The sequence below is a fragment of the Vibrio tapetis subsp. quintayensis genome (genome assembly GCF_030409945.1).
GTDB lineage: Bacteria > Pseudomonadota > Gammaproteobacteria > Enterobacterales > Vibrionaceae > Vibrio > Vibrio quintayensis.
The window spans coordinates 124886-139988 of sequence record NZ_JAUFQV010000014.1 but is presented as its reverse complement, the minus strand read 5'-3'; the positions used below and the strand labels follow the sequence as shown (position 1 = coordinate 139988).

At 44.4% G+C, this 15103-nt stretch carries 13 protein-coding genes and 2 pseudogenes; 11 read left to right on the top strand and 4 right to left on the bottom strand.

All coding sequences use genetic code 11. The features are described 5' to 3' along the window. Positions 1-16: 16 nt before the first annotated feature. The 4 genes and pseudogenes from QWZ04_RS23600 to phoU form a co-directional block, all read left to right on the top strand. Positions 17-212 (top strand): annotated as a pseudogene (locus tag QWZ04_RS23600) (phosphate ABC transporter permease PstA); the annotation flags it as partial. Between the two features lie 476 nt (positions 213-688). Continuing rightward, a pseudogene (gene pstA / locus QWZ04_RS23595) lies at positions 689-1669 on the top strand (phosphate ABC transporter permease PstA); the annotation flags it as partial. A 2-nt stretch (positions 1670-1671) separates the two neighbouring features. Beyond that, a complete protein-coding gene (pstB, locus tag QWZ04_RS07355) occupies positions 1672-2490 on the top strand; it encodes a phosphate ABC transporter ATP-binding protein PstB (protein WP_290326495.1) in 819 nt (272 codons plus the stop codon). Positions 2491-2561: 71 nt separating this feature from the next. Then, a complete protein-coding gene (gene phoU, locus QWZ04_RS07350; RefSeq protein ID WP_290326493.1) occupies positions 2562-3263 on the top strand; it encodes a phosphate signaling complex protein PhoU in 702 nt (233 codons plus the stop codon). Between the two features lie 32 nt (positions 3264-3295). On the opposite strand, the gene QWZ04_RS07345 is transcribed toward phoU, so the two are convergent. Next, complete coding sequence (locus QWZ04_RS07345) at positions 3296-4036, bottom strand: copper homeostasis protein CutC (RefSeq protein ID WP_290326490.1); 741 nt, start codon at positions 4034-4036, stop codon at positions 3296-3298. Between the two features lie 232 nt (positions 4037-4268). Next, positions 4269-4877 carry a peroxiredoxin C gene (locus QWZ04_RS07340; RefSeq protein WP_290326489.1) on the bottom strand — a complete coding sequence of 203 codons (609 nt, stop codon included), beginning with the start codon at positions 4875-4877 and terminating at the stop codon, positions 4269-4271. 187 nt (positions 4878-5064) lie between these two features. On the opposite strand from QWZ04_RS07340, the gene QWZ04_RS07335 reads away from it, so the two are divergent. Continuing rightward, entirely contained in the window at positions 5065-5970 is a 906-nt protein-coding gene (locus QWZ04_RS07335) for a hydrogen peroxide-inducible genes activator (protein WP_290326487.1), read from the top strand. A 131-nt stretch (positions 5971-6101) separates the two neighbouring features. Here the strand turns inward: QWZ04_RS07335 and QWZ04_RS07330 are convergent, their stop codons facing one another. Next, positions 6102-6551 (bottom strand): CBS domain-containing protein, encoded by a 450-nt coding sequence (locus tag QWZ04_RS07330; protein WP_290326485.1) that lies wholly within the window; start codon positions 6549-6551, stop codon positions 6102-6104. A 275-nt stretch (positions 6552-6826) separates the two neighbouring features. On the opposite strand from QWZ04_RS07330, the gene queA reads away from it, so the two are divergent. From queA to QWZ04_RS07300, 6 genes are all read left to right on the top strand, one after another. Further along, on the top strand, positions 6827-7876 hold the full coding sequence (gene queA / locus QWZ04_RS07325) for a tRNA preQ1(34) S-adenosylmethionine ribosyltransferase-isomerase QueA (protein ID WP_290326483.1): 1050 nt from the start codon (positions 6827-6829) through the stop codon (positions 7874-7876). A gap of 205 nt (positions 7877-8081) precedes the next feature. Next, positions 8082-9212 (top strand): tRNA guanosine(34) transglycosylase Tgt, encoded by a 1131-nt coding sequence (gene tgt, locus QWZ04_RS07320; RefSeq protein ID WP_102522959.1) that lies wholly within the window; start codon positions 8082-8084, stop codon positions 9210-9212. A 123-nt stretch (positions 9213-9335) separates the two neighbouring features. Further along, positions 9336-9668, top strand: coding sequence for a preprotein translocase subunit YajC (yajC, locus tag QWZ04_RS07315; RefSeq protein WP_102522958.1), 333 nt, complete (start codon positions 9336-9338; stop codon positions 9666-9668). Positions 9669-9689: 21 nt separating this feature from the next. Further along, positions 9690-11546: a protein translocase subunit SecD gene (secD, locus tag QWZ04_RS07310; protein ID WP_290326482.1), complete on the top strand. Its 1857-nt coding sequence runs from the start codon at positions 9690-9692 to the stop codon at positions 11544-11546. A gap of 9 nt (positions 11547-11555) precedes the next feature. After that, the gene (gene secF, locus QWZ04_RS07305; protein ID WP_290326481.1) at positions 11556-12503 is read left to right on the top strand and encodes a protein translocase subunit SecF; all 948 of its coding nucleotides are present in this window, start codon (positions 11556-11558) and stop codon (positions 12501-12503) included. A 201-nt stretch (positions 12504-12704) separates the two neighbouring features. Next, on the top strand, positions 12705-13985 hold the full coding sequence (locus QWZ04_RS07300) for a DEAD/DEAH box helicase (RefSeq protein ID WP_290326480.1): 1281 nt from the start codon (positions 12705-12707) through the stop codon (positions 13983-13985). A 179-nt stretch (positions 13986-14164) separates the two neighbouring features. On the opposite strand, the gene suhB is transcribed toward QWZ04_RS07300, so the two are convergent. After that, positions 14165-14968, bottom strand: coding sequence for an inositol-1-monophosphatase (gene suhB, locus QWZ04_RS07295; RefSeq protein WP_290326479.1), 804 nt, complete (start codon positions 14966-14968; stop codon positions 14165-14167). Positions 14969-15103: the final 135 nt, after the last annotated feature.

Here is a 15103-nt window from a genome sequence, read left to right as displayed (position 1 = left end):
AAATGGGTGTTTGTAAGTGACTAAATGGTTTAAGTCCGGGGCTCCTTGGATATGGCTGACATCCGGGGCGGTTAGCGTTAGCCTTATTTCGGTACTGGGTATTCTGCTGCTAATCGGCTGGAAGGGCTTAGCGTATTTTTGGCCTGCGCCATTGCATCAATGGCAAAGCAATGAGCAAGGTAATAGCATCATTATCGGTCAACTTTACCAGTCTGAAACTGTGTCTGTAGAGCGACTGTTAGCCAGAGATATCTCGCTTTCTCAATCCGTAATTGAAGCGGGTGAAGTGGAGCGGCTCAATATCAAAATAGCCAATCGTGAGCGTAATCAAGCGGATTTCGTTTCCTTATTGGCTGATGGGCTCTCTGAGCCGACGCAACCAGCGGATTGGGCGGTCATTGAACGCGCCCATAATGGTAATTTCTTTGGCCAGCCAGTTGGTTACGGAATTGATACCAAGTTATCGTACTATCAATTACAACCTCTACTGAAAGCAGGAATTGAGCGAGTTGAGTTGATACGCAAAGAAATTACAAATATCAGTGAAAACCAACTGAGAGGTTACAGTGCCTCTGTTGAAGCGATTCGCTTGGAGCGTCGAAAGCATGTGCTTAACGACACATTAACGCCGGAACTGCAAAGTGCCTACGAAAGCCAAACAGCTCAGATCGCGACGCTATCCACAAAGGCTGAAGACAACCTGTCTCTGTTGCGTCGGGAATTAAAAGCCGAAGTCTTGATGGTGAAAGATATGCATGGCGACACGATAGAACTGCCCATGAGTGAAGTACTGGATATGTGGTACCCAAATCGAATGAGTACCGTTGAAAAGCTAGGGCATTGGGCGATTCAATTGGGCAAGTTTTTATCGGAGGAGCCACGAGAGGGTAATTCGGAAGGCGGCGTTTTCCCTGCTATCTTTGGTACCGTTTTTCTTGTCATAGTGATGTCGATTGTCGTTATGCCGTTGGGCGTGGTTGCGGCGATTTATCTTAACGAATACGCTAAGAACAATGCATTAACTCGAATGATCCGGATTGCGGTGATCAACCTCGCTGGGGTGCCATCCATTGTTTATGGTGTGTTTGGCTTAGGTTTCTTTGTTTACACCATCGGTGGCTCTTTGGATTCGCTGTTTTACTCTGAAAGTTTGCCTACCCCAACATTTGGTACGCCAGGTTTGTTGTGGTCAGCATTGACTTTAGCCTTGTTAACGCTGCCTGTAGTTATTGTGGCAACAGAAGAAGGGTTAACTCGAATTCCTAGTTCAGTTCGTCAAGGATCGCTAGCATTAGGCGCAACCCAGCTTGAAACCTTATTACGAATTGTCATTCCAATGGCAAGCCCTGCCATTATGACGGGGCTTATCTTGGCGGTTGCCAGGGCGGCAGGAGAGGTCGCGCCACTGATGCTGGTCGGTGTGGTAAAATTAGCTCCAACACTGCCAATTGATAGCCAATTTCCATTTGTGCACTTGGATAGAAAATTCATGCATTTGGGCTTTCATATTTATGATGTAGGCTTTCAAACACCAAACATAGAAGCTGCACGACCATTGGTTTATGCGACGTCATTTTTGTTGGTAACGGTGATTGTGGGGTTGAATTTAACGGCCATTGGTATACGTAATAACTTACGAGAAAAATACCGTACATTGGGGCAAGATTAAGCATGTTTTCTATTAATTCTACTTTAGGTTTCGAAGCACCGTTAGATGTCCATAATCTAACGAAGAAGCAAACCGCCTTTGAGATAAATGGTTTGAATCTGCATTATCAAGAGTCTCAGGCGCTGTTTGATATTTCAATGCGGATACCTAAAGGGCAGGTTACCGCATTTATAGGGCCGTCTGGCTGTGGTAAATCGACGTTGCTACGTTGTATGAATCGTATGAACGACTTGGTTGAAGGCTGTACGATTTCTGGAGATGTTAAGCTTCACGGTCAGAATGTTTATGATCCTAAAGTCGATGTTCCTACCCTTAGGCGCCGTGTTGGTATGGTATTTCAAAGGCCAAATCCATTCCCCAAGTCTATTTATGAAAACACGATTTACGGGTTAAGATTGCAAGGCATTACCAACAGCCGAGATTTAGACGATGCCGCAGAACAAGCACTGCGTTCAGCAGCATTATGGGATGAAGTAAAAGATCGCTTACATGAAAATGCATTTGGATTATCGGGTGGGCAGCAGCAGCGTTTGGTGATAGCGCGAGCCATTGCCATAGAGCCTGAAGTTTTGCTGCTGGATGAACCAACATCGGCGTTGGACCCTATTTCAACTCTGACCATCGAAGAGTTGATCAATGAACTCAAAACGCAATACACCGTTGTTATTGTTACCCATAACATGCAACAAGCGGCTCGAGTGAGTGATCATACTGCTTTTATTCATTTGGGGCGTTTGGTTGAATACAGTGATACCGACTCCATTTTTACGTCACCATTAAAGAAGCAAACAGAAGATTATATTACAGGTCGATATGGCTAAAGGTAGGGGATAACCCTTACTTCTAATCGTTACCTATAATTAAAGCGTTAATTCGAAACAAGGAACCTTTCATGCAATTTGGTCGTCACATCTCTGGTCAATTTAATGTCGAGCTAGAAACTATCCGAACTCATGTGTTAACCATGGGTGGGCTGGTGGAGCAACAGCTTTCGTTTGCGATGCAAGCGCTCAGCAAACAAGACGAAGACCTAGCCAACAAGGTGATTAAAGACGACCACAAGGTAAACGGCATGGAAGTGTTTATTGATGAAGCGTGTACTCGAATCATCGCTAAGCGTCAACCGACGGCCAAAGATCTCCGTCTTATCATGGCAATTATCAAAACCATTACCGACCTAGAGCGTATTGGTGACGTAGCAACCCGTATTGCTCGCGTCGCGGTCGAGTCCGATTTATCTAAAGACCGAGCATGGCAGGTTTCTTTAGAGCCATTAAGCCGACAAGCCATCAATATGCTTCATCAAGTATTGGATGCTTTTGCGCGTATGGACGTGGATGCAGCTGCGGCGGTCTACAAGCAAGACGATAAGCTTGATGCCGAATACGAGGCGGTGATCCGCCAACTGATGACGTATATGATGGAAGACCCGCGTTGTATCCCAAATGTGCTTCAGGTGATGTGGGCGGCTAGGGCAATAGAACGTGTAGGTGATCGCTGTCAGAACATCTGTGAATACATTATCTACTTTGTAAAAGGTAGGGATGTTCGTCATCTAAGCAGTGAGCAAGACATTGACGACGTCATCAAATAGCCCTATTTGATGACACCGCCAGTCAAATAGGACTACTTGATAAGTTGTGCGGCTACCGCTCGAATTTTGTCGCTGCTCGTTACCGGGATTGAATAGTCATCAATATCGGCATTCCCCATGTGAGTGTCATTGGTTTGGTTTTTCATATTACTCGGTCGAGTCGACTTACCTGATAAGTGAACCTCGGTAACGCCTGTTGCTGCAATAATCGTCGTGACGTTTTCAGCGGTGACTCCAGCGCCAGCCATGATGCTCAGCTTACCTTGGCAATGCAGCACCATTTCTTTCAATGTTTGTGCGCCATCTAGAGCATTCGATCTCAGGCCGGAAGTAAGTACACGCTCACAACCAAGAGACATAATGGCGTCAAGTGCGGCGATCGCATCATTCGATTGATCTATTGCTCGATGGAATGTCACGCCCATACCTTCAGCTTCAGCCATTAACTTTTTACTTAGTGCCACATCCACTTCACCTGTGTCTGTGAGTACTCCGATCACAATGCCGTTTAGACCTGCTTGCTTTGCGGCTCGAACGTCTTCTAGCATGCATTCAATATCAAGCTCATTAAACAGGAAGTCACCTTGGCGAGGGCGGATCATGGCATAGACAGGCACAGAAGACATTTTGGCTGCTTGGCGCATTAAACCATAGCTTGGTGTTAAGCCGCCTAGAGCTAATGAGGAGCACAGTTCAATACGAGTAGCACCACCTTCGATGGCAAGAGACAGTGATTCAAGGTTATCAATACAGACTTCTAGTTCGATGGACATGACGTTTACTCTATGGATAGATTTGTTCCTATCATAGCAAGAGTCAATGGACACAGAGTAGCGCTATATCAGTGCAAGGACGATTAGGATTATAGATGCAAAAAGCCCACAACCTAAGTTGTGGGCTTTGAATATGGCTAACTACGACTATCTATTTGGCTGATTGCGATTTTTCGCTATATTTTTAATTCCAGCCACACATACCGTTGAGCTTGGTATGGAGTAGTGGCGGTTACTTGTCTAGGTCTGCAGTGTGCTCAGAAAGGTAAGCAGCAACACCTGTTGGTGACGCGTCCATACCTGACTTGCCTTCTTCCCACTGTGCTGGACAAACTTCACCGTTCTTCTCGTGGAAGTTTAGTGCGTCTACCATGCGTAGCATTTCATCAATGTTACGGCCAAGTGGAAGGTCGTTTACTACTTGGTGACGTACAAGGCCGTCAGCATCAATTAGGAAAGAACCACGGAAAGCAACGCCTGCTTCTGGGTGCTCTACATCGTACGCTTTGCAGATTTCGTGCTTAACGTCAGCGATTAGAGGGTATTTAACTTGGCCAATACCGCCGTCTTCAACAGCAGTGTTACGCCATGCGTTGTGCGAGAATTGTGAATCGATAGAAACACCGATTACTTCAACGCCTTTCGCTTGGAAATCTTCGAAACGCTTGTCAAAAGCAATAAGCTCAGACGGGCAAACGAACGTAAAGTCTAGAGGGTAGAAGAATACAACCGCTTTTTTGCCTTTAGTGTATTCAGCAAAGTTAAAGCTATCAACAATCTCACCGTTACCAAGAACTGCTGCTGCAGTAAAATCTGGTGCTTGACGACCTACTAGTACCATTTTTTCGCTCCTAAAAATCGAGTTGTTACAAACCATTTTGGTTTGTTCCGTGTTTCAACGAGACAAATAATAGTACATGTCGTAGTATGAAAAAAAGCGAAATAAATAGATTAAGTCTATCGAAAAAAGCGATGAGTGCTTTCTATAAGCTACTGATTAAATCATTAATAAATATTTGATAATAATTATGAATAAATGGCCCAGCTTAAAACAGCTACATTATCTTGTTACGTTGCATGAGACTCGTCATTTCAGTGATGCGGCCCAACGCTGCTTTGTTAGTCAATCCACACTCAGTAAAGGGATTCAGAATCTAGAAGAGATGATCGGCAGCCCACTTTATGAGAAGAAAGATAAGAAGAGCCCGTTGGTTTTTACTCTGTTAGGGGAAAAGGTTGTAGAACAAGGCCGAGAACTACTGGCTAAAGGGCAAGATCTAGTTGAATTAGGTTCTCTATTTCAAGGTGAAGTGATGCAAGGGCAATTGCGTGTTGGCTGTATCCCAACCATAGCGCCGTTCTTATTGTGCGATTTAGTTCAAGAAGTGAACCAACGATTCCCAAACCTGAATCTTTTACTAAGAGAAGACACCACTACAAATTTGTTGCAAGCACTGCGTCACGGAGATTTGGACGTATTGATTTTGGCCTTACCTGTTGATATTGGCAATATGGAAAGCCTGGTTGTTGGTTTAGACCCATTTAGGATGGTGATCAGTCAAAGTGAAGCTGGCAACATACGTGTGCCCATTCGTTACGATGAATTACCTGACGAGTATGTTTTCTTATTAGAAAACGAGCACTGCTTAACAGAGCACGCTGTATCGGCTTGTAAGCTAACTAAGAAAGAGAAGATCAACCCGTTTACTGCGACGAGTTTGCATACTTTGGTTCAGATGGTCGCCAATGGTTTAGGCACAACGTTCATTCCTCAAATGGCGATTGAGCACGGAATATTAGACAATCAGAACTTAGTTGTGATCGATCCTCCCGGTCAAAATGCGTATCGAGAAATTGGGTTAGTATGGCGTTCTAGCTCTTCGCGCCTAGAAACGTTCCACAAATTGGCTGATGTGGTTTCTGAGTTGTTGTAGTCCCGATTTAATCGCTGCTTTCGCTTTCGCTTTACTACGATAGGCGCAATACCCATCTCTAGCACCAAGGTCTATCTTGGTGCTGACATACTCGGTATAACTGCTGCTAACTCAATCAGTCAGTCGTTTAATCAGTCAAAGTCGTTAATTTCGTCCGGTTCAACTTCTTCTTGTAACTCCAGCAAACTAATTGCGATAGAAACGAAGTCTGTGTCGGTAATAATCCCAACCAGTTTTCCTTGATCTAATACTGGCAAGCATCCAACTTTGTGTTTTTGCATATACACAGCACTTTCTTTTAACCCGGCTTTTGGTGACGCCGTCATGACACCTTGTGCCATAATTTTTTCTAGGGATGTTGTGAGTGTGTAAGAAGATGTTGTGGCGTCTTTTTCTAGGATGGATTCTTGAACCGCAAGAATGTCTCGTTGAGTAACCACGCCCAATAGCTTGTGGTCTGTATCAACCACGGGAACGTGGCGAATATCATGCTCGGCCATTAAGTTTTTGGCATCTTGTAGTGAATTTGACCGCAAAAGTGTCCGAGGGTTGCGAGTCATCATGTCTTTGATTTTGATCATCTCGACCTCCATTGATAGCCATCTATCAAGTGTTGTGAAGTTCTATTTTAACTATAGTTTCATAATCCATTTTTATCTGAGAGATAGCGCGTCTTTGTCATTAATTTTTCTCGGTTTGTGTTACATAACATGACATTAAAACGCACTGATTTATTCCCCCCTAAAATCATGAAGATCTGTTTACAATAAACTCATGCTCAACCCTTGCTATTGCTTGGGGGAGTTTTATACTAGCGAGCTGCGTATTTCTAAGTCACTTTTTAAAGATCATGAGCATGCAAGTATCCGATTTCCATTTTGAACTACCGAACGAGTTGATAGCTCGTTATCCGCAACCTGAGCGTACTGCGAGTCGCCTATTACAGTTAGAAGGCCCAACAGGCCAAATAACGGATGGTCACTTCACAGACGTACTGGATCAAGTCCAGCAAGGCGACTTATTGGTATTTAACAACACCAGAGTTATTCCTGCTCGTATGTTTGGTCGTAAAGCCTCTGGCGGTAAGCTGGAAGTGCTGGTGGAACGCATGCTTGATGAAGAATCGATTCTAGCTCATGTTCGTTGTTCTAAGTCCCCGAAGCCGGGTACGGAACTTTTTCTTGGCGAAAATGACGAATATAAAGCCGTTATGGTTGCTAGGCATGATGCACTTTTTGAAATTAAATTTGTGTCGGATAAAACGGTATTAGAGATATTAAATGAAGTAGGCCACATGCCACTTCCGCCTTATATCGATCGCCCAGACGAAGATGCCGACAAAGAGCGCTACCAAACGGTATATAACCAAAAGCCAGGTGCGGTTGCCGCTCCCACGGCGGGTTTGCACTTTGATGAAGCGTTGCTTGAGCAAATCAAAGCCAAAGGTGTTGAATTCGCTTACGTTACTTTGCATGTTGGTGCAGGCACATTTCAGCCTGTAAAAGTCGATAATATTAACGATCACCATATGCATGCAGAATACGTTGAAGTACCACAAGAAGTGGTTGACGCGATTGCAGCTACTCGCGCACGCGGTGGACGCATTATTGCTGTTGGCACAACTTCGGTTCGATCGCTAGAAAGCGCCGCTCAAGACGCGCTTAAACAAGGCACTGAGTTAGTCCCTTTCTTCGGCGATACCGAGATCTTTATTTTTCCGGGTTACGAATACCAGTTGGTGGATTGCTTAATTACTAATTTCCACCTTCCTGAGTCAACATTGATCATGCTCGTCAGCGCATTTGCTGGGTATGATAGTGTGATGGCCGCGTATCAACACGCAGTAGACAATCAATATCGCTTCTTTAGTTATGGCGATGCGATGTTTATTACGAAAAAGGTTTAAAAGGTAGAAGGCTAAAGGCAGAAGGCTCTAAAGCCCAGAGCCCAGAGCCCTAAAATTTACTTTTCACTCAAGGAGCCAGTGAAATTCGGGTAAGGATAACCCAACTATACTCACTTCGGTGGCTATAGCGGAGTGCGGTAAGCATGGGCTTACTAGCGCAATCAAAATAATGGTCAGATTGTTTCTCTGGCCGCTTGGAGGCTTCGTGAAGTTAAAATACGAACTTAAGAAAAAAAATGGCAACGCTCGTCGTGGTCAACTGACATTTGAACGCGGTACAGTACAAACTCCGGCATTTATGCCAGTGGGTACTTACGGCACAGTAAAAGGCATGACGCCAGAAGAAGTGAAAGGTACTGGTGCAGAAATTCTGCTTGGTAACACTTTCCACCTATGGTTACGTCCTGGCCAAGAAATCATGAAATTGCACGGTGACTTGCACGACTTCATGAACTGGAAAGGCCCAATCCTTACCGATTCAGGCGGCTTCCAGGTATTTAGCCTCGGTGCTACACGTAAAATCACCGAAGAAGGTGTGCATTTCCGCAACCCAGTGAATGGCGATAAAGTCTTCATGGATGCTGAGAAATCAATGCAGATTCAATACGACTTAGGTTCTGACGTTGTCATGATCTTTGACGAATGTACGCCGTACCCAGCGACGCATGATGAAGCAAAAAAATCGATGGAAATGTCACTCCGTTGGGCTCAGCGTAGCCGTGACGAATTCGACCGCCAAGAGAACCAAAACTCTTTGTTTGGTATCATCCAAGGTGGTGTGTACGAAGACTTACGTGATGTGTCGGTTAAAGGTTTAACAGACATCGGCTTTGATGGTTACGCAGTTGGTGGTTTGGCTGTAGGCGAACCGAAAGAAGACATGCACAGAATCCTTGAACATACGTGTCCACAAATACCTGAAGATAAGCCACGTTACCTAATGGGCGTAGGCAAACCAGAAGACTTGGTTGAAGGTGTTCGACGTGGAATTGATATGTTCGATTGCGTAATGCCAACTCGAAATGCCCGTAATGGCCACCTATTTGTGACTGGCGGTGTGATCAAGATCCGTAATGCGAAACATAAAATGGATACAACGCCACTAGATCCGCATTGTGACTGTTACACTTGTCAAAATTACTCCAAGTCGTATTTACATCACTTAGACCGTTGTAATGAAATCTTAGGTGCTCGTTTGAACACTATTCATAACCTACGTTACTACCAACGTGTTATGGAAGGCATTCGTACGGCGATTGATGAAGATCGCTTTGATGAATATGTGGAAGAGTTCTACGCACTTCGCGATAGAGAAGTACCGCCACTGAGTAAGTAATTTTTCCAAAGTAGCAATGTTTTCGCTGCTGCTCAGGAAGATGAGCCACCTTAGCCTTGAAATTTAGGTGGCTCAGCCCAATAAGTTAACTATTAATACAATAAAATTAGAGGACAATTCTCAATGAGTTTAATTTCTGTAGCGCACGCAGCAGGTGAAGGCGCAGCACCAGGTGGCGGTTTCGAAATGATCATCATGCTAGGTATGTTTGCTGTAATCTTTTACTTCATGATTTACCGCCCGCAAGCTAAGCGCGCAAAAGATCATAAAAACCTAATGGCTGGAATGGCTAAAGGTGATGAAGTTCTGACTAACGGCGGTCTGGTTGGTAAAATCGTTAAGATTTCTGAAGAGAATGACTACGTTTCTATCGAACTGAACCCAAATAACGAAGTAGTCATTAAGAAAGATTTCGTTACTGCAGTGCTGCCAAAAGGTACACTGAAGTCTCTATAAGACAGCAAAAGGATCCTCGCTGTGCTAAACCGTTACCCATTGTGGAAGTACCTAATGGTGGTGTTTGCCATTGCCATCAGTGCATTGTATGCGCTTCCGAATATCTACGGTGAAGATCCGGCTATTCAAATTACTGGGGCACGTGGTGCCTCAGTTGATATGTCAACGCTGGATACTGTCACTGCCGCTCTCGAAAAAGAGCAACTCTCTTATAAATCCATCGCGCTTGAAGATGGATCTGTCCTTGTTCGCTTTAGCGAAACCGATACCCAACTTACTGCCCGAGACATTATCAATGACTCTTTAGGTAGTGATGCAATCGTTGCTTTAAACCTCGCTGCTGCGACACCTAGCTGGTTAGAAGCCATTGGTGCTGCACCAATGAAACTTGGTTTGGATTTGCGTGGTGGTGTTCACTTCCTAATGGAAGTTGACATGGACTCGGCGATGGACAAACTAGTCGGTCAGCAAGAAGAAGCCTTCCGTACTGAACTGCGTGAAGAGCGAATTCGTTACCGTTCTATCCGCAAGTCAGGCTCTGAAGGTGTCGAAGTTGTGCTTCGTGATGAAGAACAGCTAGCACAAGCGCTGAAAACGCTATCGACTAATCATCCCGATATGATCTTTAGCGAAGAAAATGCTAATGGCCGTTTCGCAGTTAAAGCCGTATTTACAGAAGCTCGCTTACAAGAAATTCGCAACTACGCTGTTGAGCAAAATATTACTATTTTGCGTAACCGTGTAAACGAATTGGGTGTTGCAGAACCTCTAGTACAACGTCAAGGTGCAAGCCGCATTGTGGTTGAGCTTCCAGGTGTTCAAGACACGGCACGTGCTAAAGAAATTCTTGGTGCAACCGCAACGTTAGAATTCCGTGAAGTTGACGATAAAGCCGATTTAGCGGCTGCTGCGCAAGGTCGTGTACCTGCGGGTAGTGAAGTTAAAAAAGATCGTAATGATCGCCCGGTTGTATTGAAGAAACGCGTAATTTTAGGCGGTTCAAGTATTACGGATGCAAGTTCAAGTGTTGATGAATACGGTCGTCCTCAAGTAAATATCTCGCTTGATAGCGAAGGTGGCTCGAAGATGTCAGCGTTCTCTAGAAAGAACATTGGCAAGCTAATGGCTACGGTATTTGCAGAGTACAAAGACAGCGGTCGTCGTACTCCTGAAGGCAAGGTTATCCTGAATAAACACGAAGAAGTCATCAACCAAGCGACGATTCAGTCAGCTCTTGGTCGTAGCTTCCGTATTACAGGTATCGATTCTGTTTCAGAAGCGCACAACCTAGCACTATTACTGCGTGCTGGTGCCTTGATTGCTCCGATTTCTATCGTAGAAGAGCGTACGATTGGTCCATCAATGGGGCAACAAAATATCGATATGGGTATCCAAGCTTGTTTGGTTGGTTTAGCCGCAGTTATGTTGTTCTGTCTGGTGTACTACCGTAAGTTCGGTATCTTTGCCAACATGGCATTGTTTGCGAATATCATCATGATTATCGGTGTTATGTCGATGATCCCTGGTGCGACAATGACGCTACCTGGTATTGCCGGTATTGTATTGACGGTGGGCATGGCGGTGGATGCCAATGTGCTGATATTTGAGCGTATCCGAGAAGAGTTGCGTGATGGACGAAATCCACAGCAAGCGATTCATCAAGGTTACGCGAACGCATTCAGTACCATTGCCGATGCCAATATCACCACACTTATCACTGCAATCATCTTGTTTGCGGTTGGTACGGGTGCAATTAAAGGCTTCGCGGTTACTCTGTCTATCGGTATCTTAACGTCTATGTTTACAGCCATCATAGGTACACGTTGTGTCGTGAACCTGCTTTACGGTGGTAAACGCATTGATAAATTGTCGATCTAAGGAAATCAGATGTTTCAGATATTGAAAACAGATAAAACGATCGACTTCATGCGTTGGTCAAAAGGTGCCTTCCTATTTTCTTTAATTATGGTCGGTGCTGCGGTCTTCACTCTTTCAACGAAATGGTTGAACTGGGGTCTAGACTTTACTGGCGGAACATTGATTGAAGTGGGCTTTGATCGCCCTGCGGATCTAGAGTTAGTACGTGAATCGCTTGATGCGAAAGGCTTTGGTGACGCAACGGTACAGAACTTTGGTTCTTCTCGTGATGTGTTAGTTCGTTTACGCCCACGTGATGACATGAAAGGTGAGCAACTGGGTAACCAGATCCTGAATGCATTAAAAGAGGGAACAGGCGAAAGCATTGAGATGCGTCGTATCGAGTTTGTTGGTCCTAATGTAGGGGACGAACTTACGGAAGCGGGTGGTCTAGCGATCATCGTTTCACTGCTGTGTATCTTGTTGTATGTGTCGGTACGTTTTGAATGGCGTTTGGCTGCAGGTGCTGTAATGGCACTGGCTCATGACGTTATCATTACTCTTGGGATCTTCTCTTTACTAGAGATTGAAGTTGACCTGACCATCGTTGCTGCATTGCTGACGGTTGTGGGTTACTCACTCAATGATACCATCGTAGTATTTGACCGGATCCGTGAGAACTTCCGTAAGATGCGTAAAGGTGAACCAAGTGAAGTGATGAACAATTCCATCACTCAAACACTTAGCCGTACGCTGATCACTTCTGGTACTACCTTGTTCGTTGTTATTTCTCTGTTCACACAGGGTGGCGCAATGATCCACGGTTTTGCTACTGCATTATTGTTGGGTATTACTGTAGGTACTTATTCTTCAATTTACGTGGCTTCAGCACTCGCGCTGAAACTGGGTATCGAGCGTGAACACTTGATGCCAACGCAAGTTGAAAAAGAAGGCGAAGAGTTCGACGAAACGCCGTAATGGTTAATGCCATTGACTCAAAAAAACCGCTGACTAGTCAGCGGTTTTTTTATGGGCGGAAGGTTATTAAGCGAGAAGCCATCGTTAGTTACTTATTGTTAATTAGCTACAATGGTATTAGTGCAGATATTGCTCTATAATCTGCGACCTTATTTTTGGTAATACTGTTGATGGTATTTGCCGCTAGCTTTAGGAACACACATGTCATTTTCATCTCAACACTTTTCATCAGAAATTGTCCAAGCTCTTACTGAATGTGGCTACGAAAAGTTAACGCCAATCCAAAAGCAGGCTATCCCACATGCTCGTCGTGGCCATGATATTTTAGCTAATGCACAAACAGGTACGGGTAAAACCGCCGCGTTTGCTCTGCCTATCATCCAGCAAATATTGGATAAACCTCAGACAAGTAAACGCCATCAAGCTCGCGCGTTGATTTTGGCACCGACTCGTGAGTTGGTTGCTCAAATTGCACAAAATATCGAAGACTACACTAAATATGCAGAAGTCAGTGTTGCTGCTATTTATGGTGGTGTGAAAATGTCATCTCAAGAACGCAAGTTAGAAGCGGGAACTGACATTTTGGTTGCAACACCAGGACGTTTAATTGAGCACATCGAGTCTAATAACGTGTCTTTGGTTAACTTAGAGTTCCTAGTGTTCGATGAAGCAGATCGTATGCTGGATATGGGGTTCATTTCTTCTATCGAAACACTGATGAGCGGCGTCGCATCAAAACCACAAACTATGCTGTTCTCAGCGACGTTTTCTGCTCAAATGAATCAGCTAGCAACGCAGATCTTACGCCAACCTAAGCGTATTTCGGTTGACCGCGAAAACGTAACCGCTGAGACGGTTGCCCATGTTGTGTATCCAGTTGATCAAGAGCGTAAACATGAATTGCTGTCTGAGTTGATTGGTAAGAAAAACTGGCAACAAGTATTGGTGTTTGTGAACTATAAAGAAACCGCCAATACCCTATTAAAAGAACTAAAACTCGATGGCATTAAAGCTGTGTTATGCCATGGTGATAAAGCACAAAGTGCTCGCCGTCGTGCATTAGATGAGTTTAAAGAAGGTAAGGCGCGTGTGATGATCGCAACCGATGTTGCAGCTCGAGGTCTTGATATTCAAAACCTACCGCATGTTGTGAACTTTGATATGCCATTCTTAGCTGAAGACTACGTACACCGAATAGGACGTACAGGTCGAGCTGGGCAACGAGGTCATGCGGTATCATTTGTTAGTCGCGAAGAAGAACTAACAGTGCAACAAGTTGAAATTTTGATTGGTCACCGTATTCATCGTGTGGAACTAACAGGATACGAACCAGCTAACCGTGATGCTTTATTACAGAAAATGCATTCAAAGCCTGCATTTAAGAATCGTAAAACTCGAACTAATAACCCGAGTGATTCAAACCAGGGTTCTGCTGAACGCAGTTTACGTCTACGCAATATGCTGAATAAAAGAAGTAAATAAAAGGCACTAGGCAGAAAAGGCGATAGGACGAAAGCAAGCTTTCTATGGGCTAAAAGCTAAGGAAAGCATTACGCCTATCGGCTTGTGCCTTCCGCCTTATCTTTTTCTTCCCCATAAACAAAAAGACCCAGCTCAATGAGCTGGGTCTTTTTTTAATTCTTTCTAAGCGAAAGCAAACATTACTTCATGATTGCTTCGTTGCCGTTTTCACGGATGCACTTAAGAATTGCTTTTACGCCACGTGGGCTTGAGCCTACTACGTTACCTGATTTTAGGTAATTAGTGCCGCCAGCGAAGTCAGTTAAGATTGCGCCAGATTCACGAGCGATAAGCTCACCAGCAGCCATGCTCCAAGGCTTAAGACCAAGCTCGAAGTAACCGTCAACGCGGCCAGCAGAAAGGTAACATAAATCCAGAGATGTAGAGCCAGTACGACGGAAGTCAGCACAGGTAACAAATAGCGCAGATAGGATCTTCATGTAAGATTCAGAGTGCTGCTTTTGTTTGAATGGGAAACCAGTCGCTAGAATAGTACCGTCTAAATCTTTAAGTTGTTTAACACGAAGGCGAGCATTGTTTAGCTGAGCGCCGGCACCACGTTGAGCGGTGAACAATTCGTTTAACATTGGATCGTAAACACACGCTACTTCTGTTTTGCCTTTTAGGCGAACAGCGATAGACACTGAAAAGTGTGGGATACCTTTTACAAAGTTAGTCGTGCCATCCAGAGGGTCTATGATCCATTGAACGTCAGTATCTTTACCTTCGATAAGACCGCTTTCTCTCGCAACAATACTGTGCTCTGGGTAAGAGCTTTTGATTGTATCGATGATAAGAGCTTCTGCTTCTTGATCTACGTTAGTTACAAAGTCATTGTAACCTTTTTGAGTAGTTTCAATTTTATCAGTGTTTTCTAGTGATTTAGCAATGTGATTGCCTGCTTTTCGCGCAGCGCGAATAGCAATATTAAGCATAGGATGCATAAAATTTTCCCAACGGATGTTAAAGAACGATAAAGCGGCCGCGAGTATAACAGAGATTAACTAAAAGGGAAGTGGTTATTTTTTGAACTTTCAAATCAGAACATGGGAAGCAAGCGCAGTCTTTTATTATTGGCT

What these genes read in the sequence shown, in the direction of transcription:
- QWZ04_RS07300 (WP_290326480.1), top strand. Translation starts at nt 12,705, where the DNA reads ATGTCATTTTCATCTCAACACTTTTCATCAGAAATTGTCCAAGCTCTT.
- phoU (WP_290326493.1), top strand. Translation starts at nt 2,562, where the DNA reads ATGCAATTTGGTCGTCACATCTCTGGTCAATTTAATGTCGAGCTAGAA.
- suhB (WP_290326479.1), bottom strand. Translation starts at nt 14,968, where the DNA reads ATGCATCCTATGCTTAATATTGCTATTCGCGCTGCGCGAAAAGCAGGC.
- QWZ04_RS07345 (WP_290326490.1), bottom strand. Translation starts at nt 4,036, where the DNA reads ATGTCCATCGAACTAGAAGTCTGTATTGATAACCTTGAATCACTGTCT.
- yajC (WP_102522958.1), top strand. Translation starts at nt 9,336, where the DNA reads ATGAGTTTAATTTCTGTAGCGCACGCAGCAGGTGAAGGCGCAGCACCA.
- QWZ04_RS07340 (WP_290326489.1), bottom strand. Translation starts at nt 4,877, where the DNA reads ATGGTACTAGTAGGTCGTCAAGCACCAGATTTTACTGCAGCAGCAGTT.
- secF (WP_290326481.1), top strand. Translation starts at nt 11,556, where the DNA reads ATGTTTCAGATATTGAAAACAGATAAAACGATCGACTTCATGCGTTGG.
- queA (WP_290326483.1), top strand. Translation starts at nt 6,827, where the DNA reads ATGCAAGTATCCGATTTCCATTTTGAACTACCGAACGAGTTGATAGCT.
- QWZ04_RS07330 (WP_290326485.1), bottom strand. Translation starts at nt 6,551, where the DNA reads ATGATCAAAATCAAAGACATGATGACTCGCAACCCTCGGACACTTTTG.
- pstB (WP_290326495.1), top strand. Translation starts at nt 1,672, where the DNA reads ATGTTTTCTATTAATTCTACTTTAGGTTTCGAAGCACCGTTAGATGTC.
- QWZ04_RS07335 (WP_290326487.1), top strand. Translation starts at nt 5,065, where the DNA reads ATGAATAAATGGCCCAGCTTAAAACAGCTACATTATCTTGTTACGTTG.